Annotated in this window: 12 protein-coding genes; 6 read left to right on the forward strand and 6 right to left on the reverse strand. The window is 71.1% G+C overall.

Going from position 1 to position 15,781, the window contains the following annotated elements:
• The first annotated feature begins 137 nt into the window (after nucleotides 1-137).
• Nucleotides 138-1,889, forward strand: a complete 1,752-nt coding sequence (locus ABZT74_RS32650; protein WP_356440849.1) for an LCP family protein — start codon at nucleotides 138-140, stop codon at nucleotides 1,887-1,889.
• Between the two features lie 125 nt (nucleotides 1,890-2,014).
• Nucleotides 2,015-3,748 (forward strand): LCP family protein, encoded by a 1,734-nt coding sequence (locus ABZT74_RS32655; protein ID WP_356440852.1) that lies wholly within the window; start codon nucleotides 2,015-2,017, stop codon nucleotides 3,746-3,748.
• Nucleotides 3,749-3,838: 90 nt separating this feature from the next.
• Here the strand turns inward: ABZT74_RS32655 and ABZT74_RS32660 are convergent, their stop codons facing one another.
• Nucleotides 3,839-4,903, reverse strand: coding sequence for a glycosyltransferase family 2 protein (locus ABZT74_RS32660; RefSeq protein ID WP_355872199.1), 1,065 nt, complete (start codon nucleotides 4,901-4,903; stop codon nucleotides 3,839-3,841).
• Between the two features lie 315 nt (nucleotides 4,904-5,218).
• Here ABZT74_RS32660 and ABZT74_RS32665 point away from each other — a divergent pair, with 315 nt between their 5' ends.
• Nucleotides 5,219-6,586 carry an LCP family protein gene (locus tag ABZT74_RS32665; protein ID WP_356440855.1) on the forward strand — a complete coding sequence of 456 codons (1,368 nt, stop codon included), beginning with the start codon at nucleotides 5,219-5,221 and terminating at the stop codon, nucleotides 6,584-6,586.
• Between the two features lie 26 nt (nucleotides 6,587-6,612).
• Here ABZT74_RS32665 and ABZT74_RS32670 read toward each other — a convergent pair whose 3' ends face one another.
• On the reverse strand, nucleotides 6,613-7,167 hold the full coding sequence (locus ABZT74_RS32670) for an acyl-CoA thioesterase (protein ID WP_355872204.1): 555 nt from the start codon (nucleotides 7,165-7,167) through the stop codon (nucleotides 6,613-6,615).
• A 119-nt stretch (nucleotides 7,168-7,286) separates the two neighbouring features.
• Here ABZT74_RS32670 and ABZT74_RS32675 point away from each other — a divergent pair, with 119 nt between their 5' ends.
• Nucleotides 7,287-8,585: an LCP family protein gene (locus tag ABZT74_RS32675; RefSeq protein ID WP_355872206.1), complete on the forward strand. Its 1,299-nt coding sequence runs from the start codon at nucleotides 7,287-7,289 to the stop codon at nucleotides 8,583-8,585.
• Between the two features lie 98 nt (nucleotides 8,586-8,683).
• On the opposite strand, the gene ABZT74_RS32680 is transcribed toward ABZT74_RS32675, so the two are convergent.
• Nucleotides 8,684-9,856: an acyl-CoA dehydrogenase family protein gene (locus ABZT74_RS32680; RefSeq protein WP_355872209.1), complete on the reverse strand. Its 1,173-nt coding sequence runs from the start codon at nucleotides 9,854-9,856 to the stop codon at nucleotides 8,684-8,686.
• 189 nt (nucleotides 9,857-10,045) lie between these two features.
• Between ABZT74_RS32680 and ABZT74_RS32685 the strand changes: the two genes are divergently transcribed.
• Nucleotides 10,046-11,389 (forward strand): UDP-glucose/GDP-mannose dehydrogenase family protein, encoded by a 1,344-nt coding sequence (locus ABZT74_RS32685; RefSeq protein ID WP_356172185.1) that lies wholly within the window; start codon nucleotides 10,046-10,048, stop codon nucleotides 11,387-11,389.
• A gap of 127 nt (nucleotides 11,390-11,516) precedes the next feature.
• Here ABZT74_RS32685 and ABZT74_RS32690 read toward each other — a convergent pair whose 3' ends face one another.
• Nucleotides 11,517-12,074 carry a CGNR zinc finger domain-containing protein gene (locus ABZT74_RS32690; protein WP_356440859.1) on the reverse strand — a complete coding sequence of 186 codons (558 nt, stop codon included), beginning with the start codon at nucleotides 12,072-12,074 and terminating at the stop codon, nucleotides 11,517-11,519.
• 119 nt (nucleotides 12,075-12,193) lie between these two features.
• On the opposite strand from ABZT74_RS32690, the gene ABZT74_RS32695 reads away from it, so the two are divergent.
• A complete protein-coding gene (locus ABZT74_RS32695; protein WP_356440862.1) occupies nucleotides 12,194-12,553 on the forward strand; it encodes a VOC family protein in 360 nt (119 codons plus the stop codon).
• A 67-nt stretch (nucleotides 12,554-12,620) separates the two neighbouring features.
• Here ABZT74_RS32695 and ABZT74_RS32700 read toward each other — a convergent pair whose 3' ends face one another.
• Both ABZT74_RS32700 and ABZT74_RS32705 read right to left on the reverse strand, forming a co-directional pair.
• Entirely contained in the window at nucleotides 12,621-13,775 is a 1,155-nt protein-coding gene (locus ABZT74_RS32700; protein WP_356172191.1) for a dipeptidase, read from the reverse strand.
• A gap of 789 nt (nucleotides 13,776-14,564) precedes the next feature.
• Nucleotides 14,565-15,743: a dipeptidase gene (locus ABZT74_RS32705; protein WP_356440873.1), complete on the reverse strand. Its 1,179-nt coding sequence runs from the start codon at nucleotides 15,741-15,743 to the stop codon at nucleotides 14,565-14,567.
• Between the last annotated feature and the right edge of the window lie 38 nt (nucleotides 15,744-15,781).

The raw sequence follows: 15,781 nt of genomic DNA on the forward strand, positions 1-15,781 counted from the left end.
CTGGGCGGATAGTGTGAGCGACCCGGTGCACCCGGCCACGAGGTTTGTCCTTGCGGTTCGCGCACCGCTGACCGAGACCCGAGCGCCTTTTGAGGGGGAAAGGCGCCGCGTGGCCCCGACGGAGGATTCAGACAACCGTGGACGCGCAAGGCCGTGGGCGGGCGGACAATATCGATCCCGCAGACCAGTGGGTGCTCAACCCGAACACCGGCGAATACGAACTGCGACTGACCCCTTCCGGAGCGCAGTCGGGAGTGCCGCGTCCGCGCAGGGGCAACCCCCCTCCGCAGGCGCGCACCCGGACCGAACCGGGCAGGGACCGCGCGGCGCCGGGGCGGGAACGTGAGGCGCCGGGCACCGACGTGCCCGGGCCGCGACGACGCCGTGCCGAACCGCCCGAGCCCCAGCCGGGGCGGCGACGGGGGCGCACCAAGCCGAAGAAGAAGTCGAAGGCGAAGAAGATCGTGCTGTGGACCGGCGGCACGATGGCCTTCGTGCTGATCGCCGCGTCGGGCGCCGCGTACGCCTACCTCAAGCACCTCGAGGGCAACGTCCAGGCGACGGACATCGGCGACTCCGGCAAGGACGGCTTCAGCAAGGACGAGGCCTTCAACATCCTCATCATCGGCACCGACAAGCGGACCGGTAAGGGCAACGAGGGCTACGGCGACAAGAACAGCGTCGGGCACGCGGACACGAACATCCTGTTGCACGTCTCCAAGGACCGGACGAACGCGACCGCGATGAGCATCCCGCGCGACCTCATCGTCGACGTCCCCCAGTGCAAGACGAAGCTGGACGACGGCACCGAGAAGGTCATCAACCCGTCGCGGAACGTCCGCTTCAACACGAGCCTCGGGCAGGAGGACCGCAACCCCGGCTGCACGATGGACACGGTCAAGGCCGTCACCGGCATCTCGGTCGACCACTTCGCGATGGTCGACTTCAACGCCGTGAAGACCCTCACCAGCGCGGTGGGCGGGGTGGAGGTCTGCCTCGCCAAGAACGTCGACGACCCCGACTCGCACCTCAAGCTCTCGGCCGGCAAGCACACCATCGAGGGTGAGCAGGCCCTCGCGTTCGTGCGCACCCGGCACAGCTTCGGCAACCAGGGCGACCTCGACCGCATCAAGGTGCAGCAGCAGTTCATGGCCTCCCTGATGCGCAAGATGAGCTCCGGCGACACCCTCTCCAATCCCAAGAAGCTGATCGACCTGGCCGAGGCTGCCACCAAGGCTCTCACCGTGGACACCGGCATCGCCAAGGTCAGCACGCTCAAGGACATGGCACTGGAGCTGAAGAAGGTGCCGCCGAAGAACATCACGTTCACGACGGTGCCGGTGATCGACAATCCGGCCGACGGCGTGATCCACAAGACCGTGATCGTCAACCCGACGACGTCCCAGCCGGTCTTCGACGCCATCAAGAACGACGTCTCCTTCACCGCCGTGAAGCAGAAGGAGAAGAAGGAGAAGGCCGAGGTCGCCGCCCGTCTCAAGGGCTCCCGCTCGTCCGCCTCCGACGTCCGCGTCGACATCTACAACGGCGGCGCCGAGGCCGGCTCCGCACAGGAAACTCTTAACTGGCTGCAGAACACTGAGGGCGTGCTCAAGTCCAGCCAGCTCGGAAACGCCGACGAAACACTCGACAAGACGAGCCTGGAGTACTCTCCCGACCAGGCCGACCAGGCACGCAAGCTGGCGGACCTCATGGGGCTGCCCGCTTCGGCGATGAAGCCGGGCAAGAGCGAGAAGAACGCTCAGGGGCTGCCGGCGATCGTGCTGACCCTGGGCAAGGACTTCAAGGGCGCCGGGGTGCCGCTGACGGCCTCCACGAAGGCGCCTGACGTGGACAAGTCCACGGCGGACAAGACGGTGTGCGCCAAGTGATGACCTAACGGGTCCGAGAAGCGTCCTACAGGGCGTGAGAGACCGGCCGGCCGGACGTCTTACGCGTCCGGCCGGACGCACGACGGATCCGTTTGTCAGGCGCAGGGGTGGGAGGGGCTGGGGAGATGGCGCAGAGCAGTGTGCGTGGGGAGGGTGCACGACCACGTGTCCGGCGGGCCGGCGAACCGGGCTGGGACGAGAACCTGTACGAGGAGGGCGGCGAGCCCGTTCGTACGGCCGGCACCGAGCACGGGCCGGCCGCGGGTGACACGTCCGGGCGGGGCGCCGACGACACGTCGGCCGCACCGCGGAAGCAGGACCGCGACGGCGGGGGCCGGGGCGGACGGCGGCACGGAGGCGGCGGACGCCCCCGGCGCAGACGCCGAATACTCCGCTGGTCGGCGATGGTCCTGGCGCTGCTGATACTCGGCACCGCCGGCGCGGGCTATCTCTACTACCGGCATCTGAACGGGAACATCAAGAAGGACGACCTGAACATCGGCAACGACAAGAACCGGGCACCCGCGCCCAAGCCGAACGCCGCGGGCCAGACTCCGCTGAACATCCTTCTGATCGGTTCCGACGGCCGTAACTCCAAAGAGGACCAGAAGCTCGGCGGCGCGAAGGACACGTTCAACTCGGCGCCGCGCGCCGACGTCCAGATGCTGCTGCACCTGTCGGCGGACCGCACCAACATGTCGGTCGTGAGCATGCCGCGCGACACGCTGCTGCAGATCCCCGAGTGCACCGACCCCCACACCAAGAAGACGTACGCCGCGAGCACTTCACTCACCATGACGAACGACTCGCTGGGCCGCGGGGGCCCCGGGTGCACGGTCGCCACGTGGGAGAAGCTGACCGACATCCACATCGACCACTTCATCATGGTCGACTTCGCGGGTGTGGTGTCGATGGCCGACGCCATCGGCGGCGTCCCCGTGTGCGTGGACGCCAACATCTACTCGCACACCTCCAACGGCCACGGCTCCGGCCTGAAGCTGGAGAAGGGCACGACGTCCGTCCAGGGCAAGCAGGCACTGGAGTGGCTGCGCACGCGCTACGGCTTCGAGGACGGCAGCGACATAGGCCGCACCAAGGCGCAGCACCAGTACATGAACTCGATGGTGCGCCAGCTGCGGGAGAACGCCACGCTGAGCAACCCGGGCAAGCTGAAGGACCTCGCCGAGACCGCCACCGACGCGCTGACCGTCGACGACGGCCTGGGCACGGTGACCAAGCTCTACGACCTCAGCAAAGAGCTGAAGAAGGTCCCGACGGACCGCATCAACATGACCACGATGCCGTGGGTGTACTCCTCCGACGGCAACCGGGTGCTTCCCAAGCCGACCGACGCCGACAAGGTCTGGCGGCTGCTGCGCGAGGACATCGCGCTCGACGGCGACGGGAAGAAGAAGGCCAAGGAGCGGACGTCGAAGGACCCGGCCGCGGCGGACGACCAGATCGCCGTCCAGGTCCGGAACGGCACCCGTACCGACACGCTGGCGCCGGTCGCCGGACGGGCGAGCACGGTGACCGCGGTGCTCACGGGCAAGGGCTTCACGCGGGCCACCGCGGACCAGACGACGGCGACCGCCGAGGACACCACGCTGATCCGCTACCCGAGTGCCGACCTGGAAGGTGACGCCCTGCGCGTCGCCAAGGCCCTCGGCGTCCCGTCGACGGCGGTGGAGAAGTCCGCGGACGTCTCCGGGGTCACGCTCGTCGTCGGAGCGGACTGGCGGGACGGTACGAAGTACAAGGCACCGGAGGACGACGACGCGACGCCGTCCTCGGCCAAGCTCGACAAGGGCTCGGACACCGGCGCCTGTATGCACGTCGACCCGAACTACAGCTGGTAGCGGGAGCGCGGCGGGCTCCGGTCCTGGGCCCGCGCGACGCAGTCGGGCCCCTCTCGTCTCGAGAGGGGCCCGACGCGCGTGCGGGACGGTTCAGCTGGAGCTGGTGGACGGCTCCGCCGAGGGCTCGGCCGGACCGCTGAGCACCGCCGGACGCCGGGACGCGATGACCTTGCGGGCCAGCGCCTTCGGGCTGGTGAGGAAGCCCCAGCCCCACGACATGTGCATCGTCGCCAGGGCGACGGGGATCTGGAGGCGGGCCTTCACCGGCAGTCCCTTGCCCGCGGGCAGCGAACCGAGCGCGATGGCCGCGAGGTAGCCGGCCGGGACGACGAAGCCCCACGGGGTCAGCACCGCTCCGACGACCACGCCCGCGGCGATCGCGCACACCGCGGTCGGCGGGGCGAGGTAGCGCAGGTTGATGGAGCCCTCGTGGTACCGGGCGACGACGTGCCGCCAGCGGCCGTAGTCCTTGTACTGCTTGGCCAGCGCCTTCACGCTCGGCCGCGGCCGGTACGACACCCGCAGCTCGGGCGAGAACCAGATGAGGCCGCCCGCCTCCCGGATCCGGAAGTTCAGCTCCCAGTCCTGGGCGCGGATGAACTCCTCGTTGTACCCGCCCTGTTGTTCCAGCGCCTCGCGCCGGAACACCCCGAGGTACACGGTCTCGGCCGGAGCGGCGTCGCCGCCCGTGTGGAAGGCGGCGTTACCGACACCGATCTTCGACGTCATGGCCGCGGCGACGGCGTGCTCCCAGTCGTTCTCACCCTCGGCGTGCATGACGCCGCCGACGTTCTGCGCGCCGGTCTCCTCCAGGAGCCGTACGGCGGTGGCGATGTAGTTCGGGGAGAGGATGCCGTGGCCGTCGACACGGACGACGACGGGATGCCGGGACGCCTTGATCGCGGCGTTGAGCGCCGCGGGCGTGCGCCCGGTCGGGTTCGGCACGGTGTGGACCCGCGGGTCCTCGCGGACGAGTTCGGCCGCGATCTCGTCCGTCCGGTCCGTTGAGGGACCGATGGCGATCACGACCTCCATCTCGCCGTCGTACCGCTGCGCCAGGATCGCTTGGACGGCCCCGCGCAGATGCCGCTCCTCGTTGAGGACGGGCATGATCACAGAAACGGCGGGAGACCGCACGTCAGACTTCTCGCTCATCGGACGTCACGTTACCGCGAACGGGGGACACGGTCGCGCGCCGCCCGGTCTAAGGACCGGGCCGCAGATCGTATGGACCTACCGTTCACACGGATCCCCACGCCCAGCGGTACGCGGCGTCGCGCAGCCTCGCGGAACGCGTCCCTCCCCTGTCCAGCCTCGCGGAGGTGTCCCCCCTTGCCCACGCCGCCCCGCTCCCCCGCACGCCCTCAGCGCCCCTCGCAGCCGTCTCCCGCACGCCGACCGGCCGTCCGGTCCGACGGCCGCCCCGCGCGCCCCCTGCGCCCCGTACGGCGCAAGAAGCCACGCTGGGCCATGCGGGCGGTGACGACCGTCTCCGTGGTGGTCCTCGCCTCGGCGGGCATCGGGCACGCGGTGGTGACCAGCCTGGACGCGGACATCGCCCGGGTCGACCCGTTCAAGGACATGAAGAACCGGCCCGAGGCCGGGAACGGCATGAACGTGCTCCTCGTCGGCACCGACGGCCGGGACAGGATCACCGAGGCGGAGCGGCGGAAGTACCGGCTCGGCGGGGCGCCCTGCCACTGCACCGACACGATCATGATGGTGCACATCTCGGAGGACCGGGAGCGCGCCAGCGTCGTCAGCCTGCCGCGCGACTCGTACGCCGAGACGCCCGCGCACACCGACGCCGTCACCGGCAAGCGGCACGAACCGCACCCCATCAAGCTGAACGCGGCGTACGCGGAGGGCGGCCCCACCCTGACCGTGCGGACCGTCGAGAACATGACCCACGTGAAGATCGACCACTATCTGGAGGTCGACTTCACCAGCTTCATGAAGACGGTGGACGTCCTCGGCGGGGTGAAGGTCTGCACCGTGCAGCCCCTGAAGGACAGCTACACCGGTCTCGACCTGGCGCCCGGCTCGCACGTGCTGGGCGGCGGCCAGGCCCTGCAGTTCGTCCGGTCCCGGCACGCGGACGGCTCCTCCGACCTCGGCCGGATGCAGCGCCAGCAGCGCTTCCTCGCGGCGCTCGTCGACCGGGCCACCTCCTCCGGGGTGCTGCTGAACCCGATGAAGTTCCGCGACGTGACGCGGGCCGTGCTGGGCTCGGTGCGCGCCGACAAGGGCTTCGGGACCGACGAGCTGCTGGACCTCGGGCGGGCGATGCGGAACTTCTCGCCGTCCTCGTCGGAGTTCACGACCGTGCCGATCGGACAGATGGGGTACGTCGTCAAGGGCATCGGTTCGACCCTGAAGTGGGACCCGGCGAAGTCGGCCAAGCTCTTCCAGGCGCTGCGCGAGGACAAGCCGCTCACGGAGCACAAGGCCGCGCCCCGGCAGCAGGCCGTCCGGGTCGACGTGGCCCCGCAGCAGATCCGCGTCCAGGTGGAGAACGGGACCGCCGCCTCGGGGCTCGGCAACCAGGTCGACAGCGCGCTGGCCGCCACCGGATTCCGTACGACGCACCAGCCCGTCAGCGCCCAGGACCGGACCGTGCGGCGCACCGTCGTCGCGTACGACCCGCGCTGGGACCGCTCCGCGAAGTCGCTCGCGACGGCGCTGTCCGGCTCGGAACTGCGCGCGGTCCCGGGACAGGGCCCGTTGCTGAAGGTGATCGCCGGCTCGGACTTCGAGAAGGTCACGCGGGTCCGCGCGGACGACCCGGGCCAGGGCGAGTTCGGCGCGGTGACGGGCGACGAGGTGGTCTGCCCGTAGCGCCGGGCGCCCACGGGCCCATGGGCCTACGGGGTCTCGTCGAGGCCCTCCGCCGCGCGCTTCTCGCGCAGTTCCATGATCGCGCGGCGGCGGGCCAGGCGGTGGGTGCGGCGGATCTGGGCCTCCTGGCAGCGGCGCTCGTCGCGCTCGGTCTCGGGGAGGACCTGAGGGACCCGGCGGGGCTTGCCGTCGGCGTCGACGGCGGCGAAGACCAGATAGGCCGAGCCGACCTGCTGGGCGGGCGTCGACTCGTTCCAGCGCTCGGCGAGGACCCGGACACCGACCTCCATCGAGGTCCTTCCGGTCCAGTTGACCTGCGCCTTCACATGCACGAGGTCGCCCACGCGGACCGGTTCGAGGAAGGCCATCTCGTCCATCGAGGCGGTGACGGCGGGACCGCCGGAGTGCCGCCCGGCCACCGCGCCCGCCGCGTCGTCGACGAGCTTCATGATCACGCCACCGTGCACCGTGCCCAGCAGGTTGGTGTCGTTGTGGGTCATGATGTGGCTCAGGGTGGTCCGGGACGCGGAGGTCGGCTTGCCCGGAATATCGGATTCCGGACTGGTGGCCAGGTCTGTCATGACGCCCACCTTATGCCGGGGGCACAGACGGTCGTTTTGCATCAGCTCTGCAACAGGCGTGACCCAGATCTCCCGGCTCTCTTGTAAGACACATGGTGCAGCCCTGCACACTGGTCGGCATGAACGATTGGCCCGACGACAGCCGCGGCAACGGCGGCAACCGCTACGGACGCGGCAGCGCAGGCTCGCAGCCTGAGGGTGCCCGCGTCATGCGCCAGGTCCGCCGTGGACCGTCGGCACCCGCTCCGGGCCCGGACGCCCCGCCGTACGGCGGCGGAGTGCCCCGGCAGCCGTCGTACGTCGACGGGCAGGGCTACGACGACGGCTACGACAACGGGTACGACTCCGGCTACAACACGGGGCACGTGTACGGCGCCCCGGGCGGCCCCGGTGGTCCGCAGGGTCCCGGCGGTGGCGGCCCCGGCCGTCCGCGTCAGGCACCGAACTGGCGGCGCCGGATCAAGTGGACCGCGATCACGCTGGTGACCCTGCTGGTCGTGGTCTCCGTCGGCACGTACTTCTGGGCGGACTCCAAGCTGCACCGTGACGTGGATCTCTCCAAGGTCATCGACCGGCCGGAGTCCGGCGAGGGCACGAACTACCTGATCGTCGGTTCCGACAGCCGCGCCGGGATGTCCGCGGAGGACAAGAAGAAGCTGCACACGGGCTCGGCCGAGGGCAAGCGCACCGACTCGATGATGATCCTGCACACCGGGAGCAACGGGTCGACGCTGGTCTCGCTGCCGCGTGACTCCGACGTCGAGATCCCCACGTTCAAGGGCTCCGACTCCGGCAAGACGTACCAGGGCACCGGCCGGCACGTGAAGCTGAACGCCGCCTACGCCGAGGACGGTCCCGAACTCCTCGTGCGCACGGTCGAGTTCAACACCGGCCTGCGCATCGACCACTACGTGGAGATCGGCTTCGGCGGCTTCGCGAGCATCGTCGACGCGGTCGGCGGTGTCGAGATGAACCTCGACAAGGGCTTCAAGGACAAGTACTCGGGCGCCGACTTCAAGGCGGGCAAGCAGACGCTGAACGGCGAGCAGGCCCTGGCGTTCGTCCGGACCCGGCACGCCTTCGCCGCCTCCGACCTGGAGCGCACGAAGAACCAGCAGAAGTTCCTGGCCGCCCTGGCCCACCAGGTGGCGACCCCGTCGACGGTGCTCAACCCGTTCAAGCTCTACCCGACCATGGGCGCCGGCCTGGACAGCCTCGTCGTCGACAAGGACATGAGCCTGTGGGACCTGGCCGACATGTTCTGGGCCATGAAGGGCGTCACCGGCGGCGACGGCAAGTCGATGAACATGCCGATCTCCGGCTCCACGGGCGGCAACCTCGTCTGGGACAGGACGAAGATGAAGGAGCTGGTGAGCCAGCTGAAGAACGACGAGAAGGTGACGGTCACGGGCAACTGAGCCCAGGCCGGACCGGCTGACGACGAAAGGTGGGAGGCACACACCCCTCGGGGGTGTGTGCCTCCCACCTTTCGTCGTGCCGGCCGGCAGGCCGCGTACTACGGCAGGTTGCGCGCCATCACGATGCGCTGGACCTGGTTCGTGCCTTCGTAGATCTGCGTGATCTTCGCGTCGCGCATCATGCGCTCGACCGGGTAGTCACGGGTGTAGCCGTAGCCGCCGAGGAGCTGCACGGCGTCCGTGGTGACCTCCATGGCGACGTCCGAGGCGAAGCACTTGGCGGCGGCGCCCTGGAAGGTGAGGCCCTTCTCTCCGCTGCCGCCGGTGACGCGCTCCGACGTGGCGGCGGCCGCGTACGTCAGCTGCCGGGCGGCCTCGATCTTCATGGCCATGTCGGCGAGCATGAACTGGATGCCCTGGAAGTCGGCGATCGGCTTGCCGAACTGCTTGCGCTCCTTGACGTAGCCCTTGGCGTAGTCGAGGGCGCCCTGGGCGATGCCGAGGGCCTGGGCCGCGATGGTGATGCGGGTGTGGTCCAGCGTCTTCATGGCGGTCGCGAAGCCGGTGCCCTCCTCGCCGATCATGCGGTCGGCCGGGATGCGCACGTTGTCGAGGTAGACCTCGCGGGTCGGGCTGCCCTTGATGCCGAGCTTGCGCTCCGGGGCGCCGAAGGAGACGCCCTCGTCGGACTTCTCGACCACGAAGGCGGAGATGCCCTTGGAACGCTTCGTCGGGTCGGTGACGGCCATCACCGTGTAGTACTCGGAGACGCCCGCGTTGGTGATCCAGCGCTTGACGCCGTTGAGGACCCAGAAGTCGCCGTCGCGCACGGCCTTGGTCTTCATGCCGGCCGCGTCCGAACCGGCGTCCGGCTCGGAGAGGGCGTAGGAGAACATTCCGTCGCCCTTGGCGAGCGGGCCCAGGTACTTCTTCTTCAGGTCCTCGGAGCCGGAGAGGATCACCGGCAGCGAGCCCAGCTTGTTCACGGCCGGGATCAGCGAGGAGGACGCGCAGACGCGGGCCACCTCCTCGATCACGATGACCGTCGCGAGGGCGTCGGCGCCCGCGCCGCCGTACTCCTCGGGGACGTGCACCGCGTGCAGGTCGTTGGAGACGAGGGCGTCCAGCGCCTCCTGCGGGAAGCGGGCCTCCTCGTCCACGGCCGCGGCGAACGGCGCGATCTTCGCCTCGGCCAGCGAACGGATCGCGTCCCGGAGCATGTCGTGCTCCTCGGACGGGCGGTACAGGTCGAAATCAGCCGATCCGGCCAAGGTCTCTCACGCTCCAAGGAATGCTGTGACTGCGACGCTAACTACTGTTAAGTAACCCAAATTTTAGAGGTCCGCCCACGCGACGGATACGTGAGCTTGGCGACAAGGGGGAAACTGCCCGTGAAAGCCCTCCCCCAAGCCCCGACTATGCTCGGGCGCGCACCGACGCCGCACACCCCAGGAGCACCCATGGCCCTCAAGATCACCGTGATCGGCACCGGCTACCTCGGCGCCACGCACGCCGCGGCCATGGCCGAACTCGGCTTCGAGGTGCTGGGGCTCGACGTGGTGCCGGAGAAGATCGAGATGCTCCAGCGGGGCGAGGTCCCGATGTACGAGCCCGGTCTGGAGGAACTGCTGCGCAAGCACGTGGCCGGGATCGAGGGTTCCACGGGCCGCCTCCGCTTCACCATGGACTTCGCCGAGGCCGGAGCGTTCGGTGACATCCACTTCGTCTGCGTGAACACCCCGCAGAAGCACGGCGAGTACGCCTGCGACATGTCGTACGTCGACTCCGCCTTCGAGTCGCTCGCGCCGCACCTGCACGGCCCCGCGCTCGTCGTCGGCAAGTCCACCGTGCCGGTGGGCTCGGCGGCGCGGCTGGCGGAGCGGCTCGTGGAGCTGGCGCCGGCCGGGGAGGACGCGGAGCTGGCCTGGAACCCCGAGTTCCTGCGCGAGGGCTTCGCGGTGAACGACACCCTGCACCCCGACCGGATCGTGGTGGGTGTGCGCAGCGAGCGGGCCGAGAAGCTGCTGCGCGAGGTCTATGTCACGCCGGTCACCGAGGGGTCGCCGTTCGTCGTGACCGACTTCCCGACCGCCGAGCTGGTGAAGACGTCCGCGAACTCCTTCCTCGCCACGAAGATCTCCTTCATCAACGCGATGGCCGAGGTGTGCGAGGCCGCCGACGGTGACGTGGCCAAGCTGGCCGAGGCCATAGGGCACGACGAGCGGATCGGGAAGAAGTTCCTGCGGGCCGGGATCGGCTTCGGCGGCGGCTGTCTGCCCAAGGACATCCGCGCGTTCATGGCGCGCGCCGGTGAGCTGGGCGCAGACCAGGCGCTGACGTTCCTGCGCGAGGTCGACACCATCAACATGCGGCGCCGCGGCCAGATGGTGGAGATGGCGCGTGAGGCGCTCGGCGGCGGCTCGTTCCTCGGCAAGCGGGTCGCCGTGCTCGGCGCGACCTTCAAGCCGGACTCGGACGACGTGCGCGACTCCCCGGCGCTGAACGTGGCCGGGCAGATCCATCTCCAGGGCGGCCAGGTCACCGTCTACGACCCGAAGGGCATGGCCAACGCGCTCCGTCTCTTCCCGACGCTCGGTTACGCCGACACCGCGGTGCAGGCCGTGCGGGGCGCCGATGTGGTCCTGCATCTGACGGAGTGGCGCGAGTTCCGCGAGCTGGACCCGGCGGTGCTGGGTGAGGCGGTCACGTCCCGGGTGCTGTTGGACGGGCGGAACGCGCTGGACCCCGAGGTGTGGCGCCGGGCCGGCTGGACGTACCGGGCGATGGGGCGGCCCACCGCCTGACGGATGCCGGGACGACGCCGGTCCGGCCGAGGCTCAGTCGGCCGGACCGGCGTCCGTTGCATTCTGCACCACTTCGCCGTGCGGTGGACGGTGGTCGTCCGACTCCCCTCCGGGCCCTGCCCGGGGGCTACTTGGCGCGGTAGCGGCGCATCTTGGCGCGCGCCCCGCACACCGACATCGAGCACCAGCGGCCGCGCCCGGCCGGCGAGCGGTCGTAGTAGGCCCAGTGGCAGTCCGGCGCCTCGCAGGCCTTCAGCCGCGGCCAGGTGCCCTCGACGAGCGACTCGGCGACCGCCACGGCGATCCGGGAGGGCAGCGGCACCCGGGCGGCCGGAGCATCAAAGGAGCCCGGGGAATCCGGGCCGACGAGGGGGCCGGGGCTCCCGGCGGGGACCAGACGCGCGCCGCCGTCGTCCTCGTCCACGCTCACCCGCAGCGGGGCCCGGGCGAGGAGTTCTCCGAGCGGGGAGACCACGGCGTGCGCCGGGTGTCCCGCGTGGGCCAGGCACACCGCCCGCAGCGACTCGCGCAGTTCGCGTGCGCCGGGGACCTCGTCCGGCGTGAGACCGAGGCGGGCCAGGCCCTCGGCCGTGTCCAGGGAGTCGGCACCCGATGCGAGGTCCAGGGTGTTCACCAGGGACTGGACCAGGGCGAGGCCCCCGGGTGCGGGCGCTCGGTCGTTCATGCTTGCGACGTTACCTCCTGTGCGGGAGTATGAGGTAACCGTTACCTCTTGAGGTGATGTACCAGTAACCGGCATGCCAGTATCCGACAGCAACCGACAGCACTCCCCCGGAGGAAGTCATGGCTCTCGCCACGCTCGACGTCGTCGTCCTGGACTGTCCCGACCCGCGCGCGCTCGCCGATTTCTACGCCGAGGTGCTCGGCGGCACGGTCCGCAACGAGGGCGCCTGGGTCGACCTCGACCTGCCCGGTGGCCGCAAGCTGGCGTTCCAGGCCGCGCCCGCGTACGTGCCGCCGCGGTGGCCCGGACCCGACGGCGCGCAGCAGTTCCATCTGGATCTGGCCGTCGCGGACCTGGACGTCGCGGAGAAGGGCGTCCTGGCGCTCGGCGCGCGGCCGCTCGACGCCGAGGACCGGTCCCGCTCGTTCCGTGTGTACGCGGACCCCGCCGGCCACCCGTTCTGCCTCTGCGCCTGCTGAGCACGGCGCCCACGCCCCGGGACCCGCGGCGCGGCCCTACGGGCTTCCGCTCGTTCGCAGGCCCCGGTCAGCCGTCCAGGTCGCCGATCCTCGCGCAGGACGGCGCGCGCCGCTGCTGCGCGGCCCGGGCCGTGAACTCCGCGCTGCGCAGCACGCGTTGGACGTTGCCCCAGGTGAGCAGGGCGAGGTCGGACGAGGACCAGCCGCGGGAGATCAGCTCCGCGACGAGATGCGGGTAGCAGGACGCGTCGGCGAGATCCTGGGGGTGGGCCGCGCCCGAGTCGTAGGTGCCCGAGAGGCCGACGCAGTCCGCGCCCGCGAGCGCGCGGACGTGGTCGAGGTGGTCGGCGACGTCCCGTACGGAGGGCCCGGTCTGCTCGGCGGTGAGCGGGACGAGGCACAGGCCCTTGGCGGCACCCAGTTCGGTGAGGACCTCGTCGGGGAGGTTCGACGGGTGGGGGCGCAGGGCGCGGGCGGCGGAGCGGGTGAACAGGACCGGGGCCTTGGAGACGGCGAGGACGCGGCCGACGGTGGCGTCCGAGGTGCCGGAGAGGTCGGCGAGCACGCCGAGCCGGTTCATCTCGCGCAGCACCTCCTCACCGAAGCGGGTGAGGCCCGCCTCGCTGGCCCAGGAGACGCCCGTGAGCGTGAGGATGCGCAGGCCGAGGGTGTGCAGGGCGCGCAGGATGCCCAGGGAGTCGCCGAGCGCCGCGGCTCCGGCAGGGCCGAGGACGACGGCGATGCGGCCGCAGTTGCGGGCGTCGGCGATCTCGGCGGCGCCGCGTGCCGTCCGCAGTCCCTCGGGGTGTGCGTGGACCACCGTCTTGACCAGGTCGAGCTGCTCCATGGTGGCGCCGACGGCGCGGTCCCCGGCGAGGCCCTCCGGCAGGTGCAGCGACCAGAACAGGGCGCCGACGTGCCCCTCGCGCAGCCGGGGCAGGTCGGTGTCCACGGCGCTCTCGCCCAGTTCCAGATCGAACCAGGGCAGGTGGCGCAGCGCCCAGGGCAGGCCGCTGTAGCCGTCGGCGACGGGGTTGCCGGCCAGGAACGCGCGGGCACGCGCGACGGGGTCCGCGCCGGGTTCGTTCTCCGGGCCGGCGGGGCCGGCCTCGGCGAGGGAACGGGCCGCGCCGGTCAGCGGCTCGGACGGGGGCCAGGCAGCGGGCGGGTCGAGCTCTCCCACCTCGACGGCGGTGGCCAGTTCGTCCTGCAGGTCTGCCATGACAGGCTCCGGTGGGGTGGACGGCGGTGATCGCACTACCGCCACCGTGGCACGGAGCCCGGAGGGCTTCCTGGTGGGTGGGGCGTTCGGGGGTACGTGTACGCCCCACGAGTGCGGCGTCGCCGGCCTCGACGGCCGGTGGGTGCCCGGGGAACGGGGAACGAGGAACGGGGCCCGGGGAACGGGGAACGGGGAACGGGCACCGGGCACCGGGCACCGGGACACCGGGACACCGGGTAACGAGGCCCGCGCTCTGCTCTCCGCCCTCGTGCGCCCGGCGAACGGTGAGCCTCCTGCCCGGCCGGTAGCCGGCTGCGGCGGCCCGGGGGCGGCCCACATCTGCCCGGCCGGTAGCCGACAGCGGCGGCCCGGGCGGCGGCCCGCATCCGGCCCCGGTAGGCACCGCACGTGCCGGCCGCTCCGCACCGCCTCACCGGCGAGTCGCGACCTCGCCCCCCCGGCAGCCCGTGCCCGGTCCCCCGCACGCCGAAGGCGCCCGGCCGGAGAGCACGGGCGCCTTCGGAGGGGGGCACCGGGGCACCGGGCAACGAGGCCCGCGCTCTGCTCTCCGCCCTCGTGCGCCCGGCGAACGGTGAGCCTCCTGCCCGGCCGGTAGCCGGCTGCGGCGGCCCGCATCTTGCCCCGGTCGGCACGGCACGTGCCGGCCGCTCCACACAGCCGCACCCACGCAGGTTCGTGACCTCGCCCCCCGGCAGCCCGTGCCCGGTCCCCCGCATGCCGAAGGCGCCCGGCCGGAGGGCACGGGCGCCTTCGGAGGGGCTGGAGGCGTCAGCCGTCCAGTTGCTCCAGGGTCGCGTTCGACGGAGCGCGCGTGGCCTGCAGGTCGCGGGCCACGTCCTCCGCCGCGCCCAGCACGCGTACGGAGTTCTGCCAGGTCAGCTTGGCGACGTCGGGGGCCGACCAGCCACGGTCGAGCAGCTCGGCGATCAGGTTCGGGTAGCCGGAGACGTCGTCCAGGCCGTCCGGGGTGAACGCCGTGCCGTCGTAGTCGCCGCCGATGCCGAGGTGGTCGATGCCGGCGACCTCGCGCATGTGGTCGAGGTGGTCGGCGACCGTGGACACCGTGGCGACGGGGCGCGGGTTGGCCTCCTCGAAGACGCGGTGGACCTTCATGCCCTCGGCGGTGGTGTCGAGGTGGTGCAGGCCGTGCGCGCGCATGTTCTCGTCGGCGGCGGCCGTCCAGTCGACGGCGGCCTGGAGGACGAACTTCGGCACGAACGTCACCATCGCCACGCCCCCGTTGGCGGCGAGCCGCGCCAGCACGGCGTCGGGGATGTTGCGCGGGTGGTCGCAGACCGAGCGGGCCGAGGAGTGGGAGAAGATCACCGGCGCGACGGAGGTGTCGAGCGTGTCGCGCATGGTGGTCGCGGCCACGTGCGAGAGGTCCACGAGCATGCCCTCGCGGTTCATCTCGCGGACGACCTCACGGCCGAAGGCGGACAGGCCGCCCACGGCGGGCACGTCCGTCGCGGAGTCGGCCCACGCGATGTTGTCGTTGTGGGTGAGGGTCATGTAGCGGACGCCGAGCGCGGACAACTGGCGCAGGACGGCGAGGGAGTTGTCGATCGAGTGACCGCCCTCCGCGCCCATGAGGGAGGCGATACGGCCCTCGGCGCGGGCCGCCTCCATGTCGGCGGCGGTCAGCGCGGCCCGCAGGTCGGCCGGGTGACGGTCGATCAGCTGCCGTACGCAGTCGATCTGTTCGAGTGTCGCGGTGACCGCGCCGGGCAGGTCCGAGCGGACGTACACCGACCAGTACTGCGCGCCGACGCCGCCGGCGCGCAGCCGGGCCAGGTCCGTGTGCAGGTGGGCGCTCTGGTCGGTGGCGATGTCGCGCGCGCCGAGGTCGTAGCGGACCTGCTCGCGCAGCGCCCAGGGGAGGTCGTTGTGCCCGTCGACGACGGGGAACTCGTCGAGCAGGGCGCGGGCCCGGTCGAGGGAGGGGATCGAGGAGCCGGCGGGGCGGGAGGTCTCGGAGGACATGC

The sequence above is a fragment of the Streptomyces sp. NPDC005302 genome (assembly GCF_040607345.1).
Classification (GTDB): Bacteria; Actinomycetota; Actinomycetes; order Streptomycetales; family Streptomycetaceae; genus Streptomyces.

Excerpts from the sequence above, each read along its gene's own strand:
- ABZT74_RS32655 (WP_356440852.1), top strand. The coding sequence starts at position 2,015 with ATGGCGCAGAGCAGTGTGCGTGGGGAGGGTGCACGACCACGTGTCCGG.
- ABZT74_RS32660 (WP_355872199.1), bottom strand. The coding sequence starts at position 4,903 with ATGAGCGAGAAGTCTGACGTGCGGTCTCCCGCCGTTTCTGTGATCATG.
- ABZT74_RS32665 (WP_356440855.1), top strand. The coding sequence starts at position 5,219 with ATGCGGGCGGTGACGACCGTCTCCGTGGTGGTCCTCGCCTCGGCGGGC.
- ABZT74_RS32670 (WP_355872204.1), bottom strand. The coding sequence starts at position 7,167 with ATGACAGACCTGGCCACCAGTCCGGAATCCGATATTCCGGGCAAGCCG.
- ABZT74_RS32675 (WP_355872206.1), top strand. The coding sequence starts at position 7,287 with ATGAACGATTGGCCCGACGACAGCCGCGGCAACGGCGGCAACCGCTAC.
- ABZT74_RS32685 (WP_356172185.1), top strand. The coding sequence starts at position 10,046 with ATGGCCCTCAAGATCACCGTGATCGGCACCGGCTACCTCGGCGCCACG.
- ABZT74_RS32690 (WP_356440859.1), bottom strand. The coding sequence starts at position 12,074 with ATGAACGACCGAGCGCCCGCACCCGGGGGCCTCGCCCTGGTCCAGTCC.
- ABZT74_RS32695 (WP_356440862.1), top strand. The coding sequence starts at position 12,194 with ATGGCTCTCGCCACGCTCGACGTCGTCGTCCTGGACTGTCCCGACCCG.
- ABZT74_RS32700 (WP_356172191.1), bottom strand. The coding sequence starts at position 13,775 with ATGGCAGACCTGCAGGACGAACTGGCCACCGCCGTCGAGGTGGGAGAG.